We start from the raw sequence: 9,035 nt of genomic DNA, 5'->3' as shown, positions 1-9,035 counted from the left end.
CGGCTACGGGTTCCTGCCGGGGGGCGGGGGCGGAGACCTGCTCCTGGTGCTTGCCCGGGGGCATGAAGCAGGGCGTGGTCACACTGAGATTCAGTTCGTCGTACGGCGGCTTCGAGGCGCTGACGGAGATGAAGAAGTTACTGGTACCACCCTTGGCGTACAGGAGGATTTCCCTCCACTCGCCCTCCCGGTATCCGGAGATCCGGTAGCCGCCGGCCTCCAGCTTCTTCCTGAGCGTGAGCAGGGCCGTGTTGTACCGCGCTCGCGGCACCGGCGCGCTGACCAGGTAGCTCAGGTCGAAGCGGCCGTCGTGCGAGATCTCGCCGTTCTTGCCCATGCAATCGCGGAATTTCATGTCCACCGTCTTGCTGTCGACCGTCGTACCGATGTCCTCGGCCAACAGGTCGAGCAGGGCACGCACGTCGTACTTGGCCTTCTCCTGGCTGCGCACCGGCAGCGGGTCGTTCTTACCGTTGTCGGTCATGCATCCTCCGGTGGCGAGCAGAGCGAGAAGAGTCACTACGGACTGGGCGGCGCGCATACGCATGGTCATCGTGCTCCGGGTCCGGGCGAGCCGGGGGCGCGGCCGCGTTCACCCGGCGGCACGTAGTAGTCGCCTTCGTTGGGCGGTTGTCCGGCAATGATCCGGCCTTGATTGCGAAGGCTTTCGCTGCCTTCGTCCCAGTAGCCGCTGTGGCCCTCGGTGTCCACGTCGAACACCTTGCCGCCGAAGCCTTCTCGCGTCGGATTCGCGCCGAGCGTCAGGTCGGAGGTTTCTGTGGAGACCAAGTCGTCCTTCGCGTACCCGGCCCAGACGTGGCCGGTGTCCATGTTCAGGTCCGACGCGTGGTCGACGGTCATTCCGGGGCTCCCGACGACCACCACGTCGTCCGCGCCGATACCCCCGTCGTTGGCGGCGGCCGCGCCCACGAGCGTGGAGCCGTAGCTGTGGCCGAGCACCGTCATATGGGTGGGCTCGCCCTGGTGGGACTCGCGCAGACCGTGTGTGAAGGCGCGCAGGTCTCCCGCGCCACCCTCGGTGCGCCCCGGGGTGACCATGCTGCCGTCGACCTCGGGGGCGTCGTAGCCGAGCCAGGAGACGACTGCGGTGGACTCGCGCGGGTTGGCACTCATCGCCGCCCCTTGCAGCCGGTCCGCCCGATGGATCTGACTGTCCACATTCGTCAGGTCGTTGCCCGTGCCCGGCACCTGGATCGCCGTGTTGTCGGCCGTGTCCGGGTTCCCCCTGGCCACCAGCGCGCGCCCGTCCCCACCCCCGGCGTCGTCGTCGACGCCCAGGACGTACAGCCGGTCGCTGTCCTTCGTCGCGCCGTCGGCCTTGTCCAGCTCGTCCTGGAGTTTCAGCAGTCCGGAGTACTGGCGGTCGTCGTGGATGCCGAGCGAGCCCGCCTCCTCCTTCTCCCGGTACGCGCTGAGCGAGACCTCCAGGGACCTGCGGTTCGCCTCGTCGCGGTCGGTGGTGGGGATGCCGTCCAGCCACCCGATCTTCTGCGGGTAGGCGTCCATGTACGCCTGCTTCTCGGCGGGGGTGAGGCTCTTCCACCAGGCGGCGTTCGCCTTGGGGTCCTTGGCGTCCGGGATGTCCTTCTCCTTCATCCCGTACTCCTCGGCGACCTCGCGCGCGTCCTCCTGGGCGCTGCGGGCGCCGTACACCTTGTCGAGGTCGAAGGGGTCGATCTGGTGGAGGCGCTCCTTGCCCTCGTACGAGGCCGACTGGGCGTCCTGCACGGCCTGTTCGATGCGCGCGCGGTACTCGCCGAGCGGACCCGCGCGGCGCTGCTGCGCCTCCTGGAAGTCCGGGTCGCGGCGGGTGCCGGGGTCGACGTCCGCGTACATCGTGTCGCTGACCCAGCCGTCGCCGTCGACCGCGTACTGGTCGGCCTCGGCCTCGCGGACCGCCTTGCGGAGGTCGAGCTGGGCCTTCTGCATCCGGTCGTGGGTGCCGTCGAGGACGGTGGCGACGGAGGAGATCTGGGAGGCGGCGAGGCCGAGTTCGCGCTCGTCGTCCTCCATCATCATGAAGCCGTACGTGGCGTCGGTGCCCTCCCAGCCGGAGGCGTGCAGCGGCCCGGTGACCTTCTGGCGGTGCTGGACCTGGGCGTCCTCCAGTTTCTCGGCGAGCTTGCGCCAGGATTTCGCGGAGGCTTCCAGGTCGGTGAAGTTCAGCTTCATCAGTGAAGCGAAGTCCTCGGCCATCACAGCGCCCTGAAGGACTGGGCGGTCAGGTCCTCGTTGAACTCGTGGCCGTCGGCGGTGCGCCGCAGCCGCTCGGCCTCGCTGTCGCCGCCCTCACCGCCGACCTTCTTGCGCAGATCGTGCAGGGCGGCGCCCCAGATACTGCCGGTCGCCTCCAACTGCCCGGAGATCGCCCACCCGTTGAGGCCGGTGGCGGCCGCCGCGATGTCGCGCTCGCCCGCCTCGACGGGCGCGCGCAGTGCGCTGCCGATCGCGTCGGCCGCCCCTGCTGAGGCCCGCAGTTCCGCGGGCTCGACGTTGATACTTCCGTGCTCGGCCATGCCGCGTACTCCCCCGTGATCAGCTGACGCGAGCGGTCAGATTACCGGAGGAGCGGCGGCCGGTTTCCCCACGGGCCCACGGGACCTACAGGTTGCCGCGCTTCTCCTGCTCGCGCTCGATCGCCTCGAAGAGCGCCTTGAAGTTGCCCTTGCCGAAGCCCATCGAGCCATGGCGCTCGATCATCTCGAAGAAGACCGTCGGCCGGTCCTGGACCGGCTTGGTGAAGATCTGCAGGAGGTAGCCGTCCTCGTCGCGGTCGACCAGGATCTTCTGCTCGCGCAGCGTCTCCACGGGGACGCGGGTCTCGCCCGCCCAGTCGCCGAGCGTGTCGTAGTACGAGTCGGGGGTGTCCAGGAACTGGACGCCGGCCGCCCGCATCGCCTTCACCGAGGCGACGATGTCGTTCGTGGCGAGCGCGATGTGCTGGACGCCCGCGCTGCCGTAGAACTCCAGGTACTCGTCGATCTGCGACTTCTTCTTCGCGATCGCCGGCTCGTTGATCGGGAACTTGACCTTGAGGGTGCCGTCGGCGACGACCTTCGACATCAGTGCGGAGTACTCGGTCGCGATGTCGTCGCCCACGAACTCCTTCATATTGGTGAAGCCCATGACCTTGTTGTAGAAGGCCACCCACTCGTTCATCTTGCCGAGCTCGACGTTGCCGACGCAGTGGTCGATCGCCTGGAAGGTGCGCTTGGCCGGGGGCTCGACCATCGGTGAGGCGGCGGCATAGCCGGGCAGGTAGGGCCCGGTGTACGCGCCGCGCTCGACCAGGGTGTGGCGGGTCTTGCCGTACGTGGCGATGGCCGCGAGGACCACCACGCCGTGCTCGTCCTTGAGCTCGTGGGGCTCGGTGAGGCCGGTGGCGCCGTGCTCGACGGCGTAGGCGTACGCGGCCCTGGCGTCCGGGACCTCGATGGCCAGGTCGACCACGCCGTCGCCGTGGGCCGTGACGTGGTCGGCCAGGAAGCGGCCGTGGTCGGTGGCGGGCCTGATGACGGAGGTGAACACGAAACGGGCCGAGCCGTTCGTGAGGACGTAGGAGGCGGTCTCGCGCGTGCCGTTCTCGGGGCCCGCGTAGGCGACCAGCTTCATGCCGAAGGCGGTGGAGTAGTAGTGCGCCGCCTGCTTGGCATTGCCCACGGCGAAGACGACCGCGTCCATCCCCTTGACCGGGAAGGGATCTGCCTCGCGCGCGGTGGTGGGGGTGGCGGTGGCCCGGTCCTGCGTCTCCTGCGTCGTCTCAGTCATGCACTCAGCGTCTCCCCCGGTCGCAGGGTGCGCAATAGTTTGCGTTTTTGGTGGGCATAGTGCCCAGTGAGTGGGCAGTATGAGCGGGCTATCTGTACAGGATGACCACGACCGGAGGTGCCCATGGGGATCGACGCACTCGACGCCAGGCTGATCGTGCTGCTGGCCCGTGAGCCCCGGATCGGGGTGCAGGAGGCGTCCCGGCGGCTTGGGGTGGCGCGCGGGACCGTACAAGCGCGTCTGGACCGGCTTCAATCGAATGGAGTCATCCGGGGATTCGGTCCTGAGGTGGATCCGGCCGCCCTCGGATATCCCGTCACGGCCTTCGCCACGCTGGAGATCAAGCAGGGGCAAGGGGCGGACGTACGGGCCCACTTGAGCGGGGTGCCCGAGGTCCTTGAACTGCACACGACCACCGGGCACGGAGACATGCTCTGCCGCCTCGTGGCCCGGTCCAACGCCGATCTTCAACGGGTGATCGACCTGGTTGTGGGATTCGATGGCATCGTCCGGGCTTCCACGGCGATCGTCATGGAGAACCCCGTTCCGCTGCGGATCATCCCGCTCGTGGAACAGGCGGCAGGAGATTCCTGACCCGGCCGCGAAACGGGACCGGGAGGTGTGCGGCGGTGAATTTCTGGGACTACATCGGCAACCGTCACCAACAGCTGCTGGCGGACGCGTACCAACACGCGAGCGCCGTGTTCCAGTGCATGGTCGTCGCCACGCTCGTGGGGGTGCTGATCGGCGTCGTCTCGTACCGCAGTGAGTGGGCGGGGAACCTCGCCACACTCACCACGTCGACGATTCTGACCATCCCCGCACTGGCCATGATCGGTCTGCTGATCCCCATCGTGGGGCTCGGCGTCGCACCGACCGTGATCGCGCTGACGCTGTACGGGCTGCTGCCCATCGTGCGGAACTCGATCGTCGGGCTGCGCGGCGTCGATCCAGCGCTGATCGACGCGGCCAAGGGCATCGGGATGTCACGGATCGCCCGGCTGGTGAAGGTGGAGCTGCCGCTGGCGTGGCCGCCGATCCTCACCGGCATCCGGGTCTCCACGCAGATGCTCATGGGCATCGCCGCGATCGCCGCGTACGCCTCGGGCCCCGGCCTCGGTAATGAGATCTTCCGCGGCATCGCGTCCCTGGGCAGCAAGAACGCGCTCAACCAGGTGCTCGCGGGCACCCTCGGCATCATCATCCTGGCCCTGATCTTCGACGCCGTGTACGTCCTCGTCGGACGCCTGACCATCCCGAGGGGGATCCGTGTCTGAGACATCCACCGAGACCGGGACGGGGACAGCGGAAACGCCGGCCTCCACGACCGGCGCGACCATCGAGCTGGAGAACCTCACCAAGCGGTATCCGGGCAACAGCGACCCGGCCGTGGACAGCGTCAACATGGAGATCAAGGCGGGCGAGCTCGTCGTCTTCGTGGGTCCCTCGGGCTGCGGGAAGTCCACCACGCTGAAGATGATCAACCGGCTGATCGAGCCGACCAGCGGGCGGATCCGTATCGACGGCGAGGACGTCACCGACATGGACCCGGTGAAGCTGCGCCGGAAGATCGGGTACGCCATCCAGTCGTCGGGGCTCTTCCCGCACATGACCGTCGCCCAGAACATCGCGCTGGTGCCGAAGATGATCGGCTGGTCGAAGTCGAAGACCAAGGCGCGCGTCGAGGAGATGCTGGATCTCGTCGGGCTCGACCCGGCCGAGTTCCACGGACGCTATCCGCGCCAGCTCTCCGGCGGCCAGCAGCAGCGTGTGGGCGTGGCGCGGGCGCTGGCCGCGGATCCTCCCGTACTGCTGATGGACGAGCCCTTCGGGGCCGTGGACCCCATCACCCGCGACCATCTGCAGGACGAACTGATCCGGCTGCAGCGGGAGTTGCACAAGACCATCGTCTTCGTCACCCATGACTTCGACGAGGCCATCAAGCTCGGCGACCGGATCGTGGTGCTGCGGGAGCGGTCGCACATCGCCCAGTTCGACACCCCCGAGGCGATCCTCACCAACCCCGCCGACGACTTCGTGTCCGGGTTCGTGGGGGCGGGCGCCGCGCTGAAGCGGCTCAACCTCACGCGCGTACGGGATGTGGAGATCACCGAGTACCCGACGGTGAACGTCGACGACCCGCTGCAGGACATCTTCAACAAGCTGCGGGCCGCCCAGACGAACGAGCTGCTGCTGCTCGACAAGCGCGGGCGGCCCTACAAGTGGCTGCGCCGGGGCGACCTGATGCGGGCCCGCGGCTCGCTGGCACGGGCGGGGACGCTCGTGCACGACACCGTGACGCGCGACGCGACGCTCAGGGACGCGCTGGAGGCCGTACTGACCGACAACGCGGGCCGCGTCGCGGTGACCGGACACCGGGGCGTGTACGAGGGCGTCGTGGACATGGAGACGCTGATGAACTCCGTCCATGAGCTCCTGGAGGCCGACCGGCAGGACGCCGTCGAGCACCAGCACGAGCTGGAGGACCAGCGCTCCCTGCAGACCCACCAGGCCCAGGAGGGCCCGGGAGGGGAGGCGGAGGTATGAGCGGGCGCAGGCCGTCACCGCCGGACAACCGGCCCGAGGGCGAGCACGAGGTCAAGGGCCTCGCCTTCAGGGACGAGGGCGAGGGAGAACAGGAGGCGGCGCCGCTCGTGGCGCCGCCACCCGAGAAGATGATGCGGCGGATCGGCTGGCCGAAGCTGGTCCTGCTGCCCGCCGTGATCGCCGTCGTGCTGCTCGCCACCTGGCTCTGGTTCCAGCGTGCGGACCTCGACTCGATCTCCGAGACCGCGCTGTCCAACGGCAATGTGTGGAAAGCCTTCAAGCAGCACGTCCAACTGACCGTGATCTCCACCTTCTTCGTGCTGATCATCGCGATCCCGCTGGGGATCCTGCTGACCCGCAAGGCGTTCCGCAAGGCCGCTCCGATCGCGATGACCTTCGCCAACATGGGGCAGGCGACCCCGGCGATCGGGCTCCTGGCCCTGCTGGTGATCTGGATGGGGATCGGCGAGAAGCCGGCCCTGATCGGCATCATCATCTACGCGGTGCTGCCGGTGCTCTCCAACACCATCGCGGGTCTGAAGGCGAACGACCCGACGCTGATGGAGGCCGCCCGAGGCATCGGGATGTCGTCGGTCGGCGTACTGACGAAGGTCGAACTGCCCCTCGCCGTACCGCTGATCCTCGCGGGTGTGCGGACCGCGCTGGTGCTGAACGTGGGCACCGCGACGCTGGCCACCTTCGGCGGCGGCGGCGGGCTCGGCGTGCTGATCACCACCGGGATCACCAACCAGCGGATGCCGGTGCTGCTGCTCGGCTCGATCCTCACGGTGGCGCTGGCGCTGTTCGTGGACTGGCTGGCTTCGCTGGCCGAAATCCTGCTCTCCCCGCGCGGGTTGGAGGTGAAGTCATGAGGCGTTTCCGCCGTACGAAGAGGACTGCGGGCGCTCTCGCCGCGGCCGGAGTGCTGCTGGCCGGGTGCGGACTGACCAGCGGTTCGCCGATGGTCGACAATGTGGTGCCCGGCTCGGTCGGCAAGGGCCTGCCGCTCAAGGGCGCCGATATCACCGTGGCGTCGAAGGAGTTCACCGAGCAGCTGATCCTCGGCGCGATGATGGGCATCGCGTTCAAGGCGGCCGGCGCCGACGTACTGGACCGGACCGGCATCCAGGGCTCGATCGGCGCGCGTGCGGCCATCGAGAACGGTGACGCGGACGCCATGTACGAGTACACGGGCAGCGCCTGGATCACGTACCTCGGCAACTCCCATCCCATCGCCGACCCGCAGAAGCAGTGGCAGGCGGTGCACGACGCCGACCTGAAGAACGGGATCACCTGGCTGCCGATGTCCCAGCTCAACAACACCTATGCGCTGGCGACGAATCCGGCCAACGAGAAGAAGTTCGGGGCGAAGACGCTCTCGGACGTGGCCGCGCTGTCGAAGTCGAATCCCTCGGCGGTGACGCTGTGCGTGGAGAGCGAGTTCGCCAACCGGGCGGACGGTCTGCCTGGCATGGAGAAGGCGTACGGGATGAAGATCCCCGCCTCCAACATCACGCAGATGGACACCGGGATCGTCTACACCCAGGTCGAGAAGGGCGCCTGCACCTTCGGCGAGGTGTACACCACCGACGGCCGGATCCAGGCGATGAACCTGACGGTGATGGAGGACGACCGGAACTTCTTCCCCAACTACAACGCGGCGCCCGAGATCAACAGCAAGGCGCTGAAGAAGTACCCGCAGATGGCGAAGGTCATCGAGCCGATCACCGCAAAGCTAAACAACACGGTGGCGCAGTCGCTCAACGCCAAGGTCGACGTGGACGGACAGGACCCGCACGATGTGGCGCTGGACTGGCTGGTGAAGGAAGGCTTCGTCAAGAAGGGCGACTGAAGGCGAGCAGGGGTGGGCGGGGCGGTGAGTGGTCCCGGGCTCAGCAGCTCGGGACCTTGCCGCCCTTCTCCAGCGCCGTCAGTGACGACACCGCGTCCTTGAGCGCCGTGACCGGGATCAGGCGCATCCCGGCGGGGAGTTCGGACTTCGCGTCCGAGCACTCGTCCTTCGGTACGAGGAAGACGTGCGCGCCGTCGCGGGCGGCGGCCTGGGTCTTCAGGGCCACTCCCCCGACGGCTCCGACCTCGCCGGACGCGGTGATCGTGCCCGTACCCGCGATGGTCCTGCCGCCCGTGAGATCGCCGCCCGATCCGTTGCGGCCCGAGCCGTTGCCTTCGAGCTTGTCGATGATGCCGAGGGTGAAGAGGAGGCCGGCGCTGGGGCCGCCGACGTCGGCGAGGTTCAGGGTGACCTTGACTTTGCTCGCGCTGTCGCCGACGAAGTTCAGGGCGGCCGCCGTGGCGGCGTCCTGGGACTGCTTCATCTCGGCGAGATTGTGCTGGTTGGCTTCCTCGCTGCTGTCGCCCGCCGGGTAGACGGAGTCGCGGGGCATCACGGCTCGGTCCGTACGGAACCAGCTGTCGACGACGTCGGACAGCAGGACGTCGGCGTCCGGGCCCGTCGCCAGGATCGTGACCATGCGCAGCTGTCCGGTGGTGGTGCGGACGGGCGCGCCGGTGACGGTGATCACGGGCTTGCCGCGGTCCTCGCCGAGCACGTCGGTGGTCTGGCCCGGCTGCGCGACGGAGAAGGGCAGGGGCGCGAAGGCGGCCGTGCCGAAGAGGGCCAGGACGGGGAGGGCGCAGAGGGCGAGGGCTCGGGCTCGGGGGCCGGGGCGCGTGAGGCG

At 68.3% G+C, this 9,035-nt stretch carries 10 protein-coding genes; 5 read left to right on the top strand and 5 right to left on the bottom strand.

Annotated features, from left to right (window positions below):
* The 4 genes from J0695_RS24285 to hppD form a co-directional block, all read right to left on the bottom strand.
* Positions 1-484: hypothetical protein (locus J0695_RS24285; RefSeq protein WP_206964944.1), on the bottom strand; the 484-nt coding region annotated here is incomplete at its 3' end.
* 65 nt (positions 485-549) lie between these two features.
* Positions 550-2,193 (bottom strand): alpha/beta hydrolase, encoded by a 1,644-nt coding sequence (locus J0695_RS24280; RefSeq protein WP_242553123.1) that lies wholly within the window; start codon positions 2,191-2,193, stop codon positions 550-552.
* 23 nt (positions 2,194-2,216) lie between these two features.
* Positions 2,217-2,537 (bottom strand): hypothetical protein, encoded by a 321-nt coding sequence (locus J0695_RS24275; protein ID WP_206964940.1) that lies wholly within the window; start codon positions 2,535-2,537, stop codon positions 2,217-2,219.
* Between the two features lie 85 nt (positions 2,538-2,622).
* A complete protein-coding gene (gene hppD / locus J0695_RS24270) occupies positions 2,623-3,789 on the bottom strand; it encodes a 4-hydroxyphenylpyruvate dioxygenase (RefSeq protein ID WP_206964938.1) in 1,167 nt (388 codons plus the stop codon).
* 123 nt (positions 3,790-3,912) lie between these two features.
* On the opposite strand from hppD, the gene J0695_RS24265 reads away from it, so the two are divergent.
* From J0695_RS24265 to J0695_RS24245, 5 genes are read left to right on the top strand one after another with little or no spacing between them, the layout of a single operon-like run.
* The gene (locus J0695_RS24265) at positions 3,913-4,383 is read left to right on the top strand and encodes an Lrp/AsnC family transcriptional regulator (protein ID WP_206964936.1); all 471 of its coding nucleotides are present in this window, start codon (positions 3,913-3,915) and stop codon (positions 4,381-4,383) included.
* Between the two features lie 35 nt (positions 4,384-4,418).
* Complete coding sequence (locus J0695_RS24260) at positions 4,419-5,066, top strand: ABC transporter permease (RefSeq protein WP_206964934.1); 648 nt, start codon at positions 4,419-4,421, stop codon at positions 5,064-5,066.
* A complete protein-coding gene (locus J0695_RS24255; RefSeq protein ID WP_206964932.1) occupies positions 5,059-6,336 on the top strand; it encodes a betaine/proline/choline family ABC transporter ATP-binding protein in 1,278 nt (425 codons plus the stop codon). Before J0695_RS24260 ends, J0695_RS24255 begins: the two co-directional genes overlap by 8 nt.
* Positions 6,333-7,208 (top strand): ABC transporter permease, encoded by an 876-nt coding sequence (locus J0695_RS24250; protein ID WP_206964930.1) that lies wholly within the window; start codon positions 6,333-6,335, stop codon positions 7,206-7,208. Before J0695_RS24255 ends, J0695_RS24250 begins: the two co-directional genes overlap by 4 nt.
* Entirely contained in the window at positions 7,205-8,188 is a 984-nt protein-coding gene (locus J0695_RS24245) for a glycine betaine ABC transporter substrate-binding protein (RefSeq protein ID WP_206964928.1), read from the top strand. The genes J0695_RS24250 and J0695_RS24245 overlap by 4 nt, the downstream gene beginning before the upstream one ends.
* Before the next feature lie 40 nt (positions 8,189-8,228).
* On the opposite strand, the gene J0695_RS24240 is transcribed toward J0695_RS24245, so the two are convergent.
* Positions 8,229-9,035 (bottom strand): S16 family serine protease (locus J0695_RS24240; RefSeq protein ID WP_242553122.1); only part of this gene is annotated, 807 nt, incomplete at its 5' end.

The sequence above is a fragment of the Streptomyces beijiangensis genome (assembly GCF_017315755.1).
In the GTDB taxonomy this organism is placed as follows: Bacteria; Actinomycetota; Actinomycetes; order Streptomycetales; family Streptomycetaceae; genus Streptomyces; species Streptomyces beijiangensis.
Note: the sequence above shows the minus strand (reverse complement) of the source record. Positions and strands in the feature narration are given on the sequence as shown.

Bases quoted from the DNA above. Each gene is read 5' to 3' on its own strand.
- J0695_RS24265 (WP_206964936.1), top strand. From the start codon at position 3,913: ATGGGGATCGACGCACTCGACGCCAGGCTGATCGTGCTGCTGGCCCGT.
- J0695_RS24280 (WP_242553123.1), bottom strand. From the start codon at position 2,193: ATGAAGCTGAACTTCACCGACCTGGAAGCCTCCGCGAAATCCTGGCGC.
- J0695_RS24275 (WP_206964940.1), bottom strand. From the start codon at position 2,537: ATGGCCGAGCACGGAAGTATCAACGTCGAGCCCGCGGAACTGCGGGCC.
- J0695_RS24250 (WP_206964930.1), top strand. From the start codon at position 6,333: ATGAGCGGGCGCAGGCCGTCACCGCCGGACAACCGGCCCGAGGGCGAG.
- hppD (WP_206964938.1), bottom strand. From the start codon at position 3,789: ATGACTGAGACGACGCAGGAGACGCAGGACCGGGCCACCGCCACCCCC.
- J0695_RS24245 (WP_206964928.1), top strand. From the start codon at position 7,205: ATGAGGCGTTTCCGCCGTACGAAGAGGACTGCGGGCGCTCTCGCCGCG.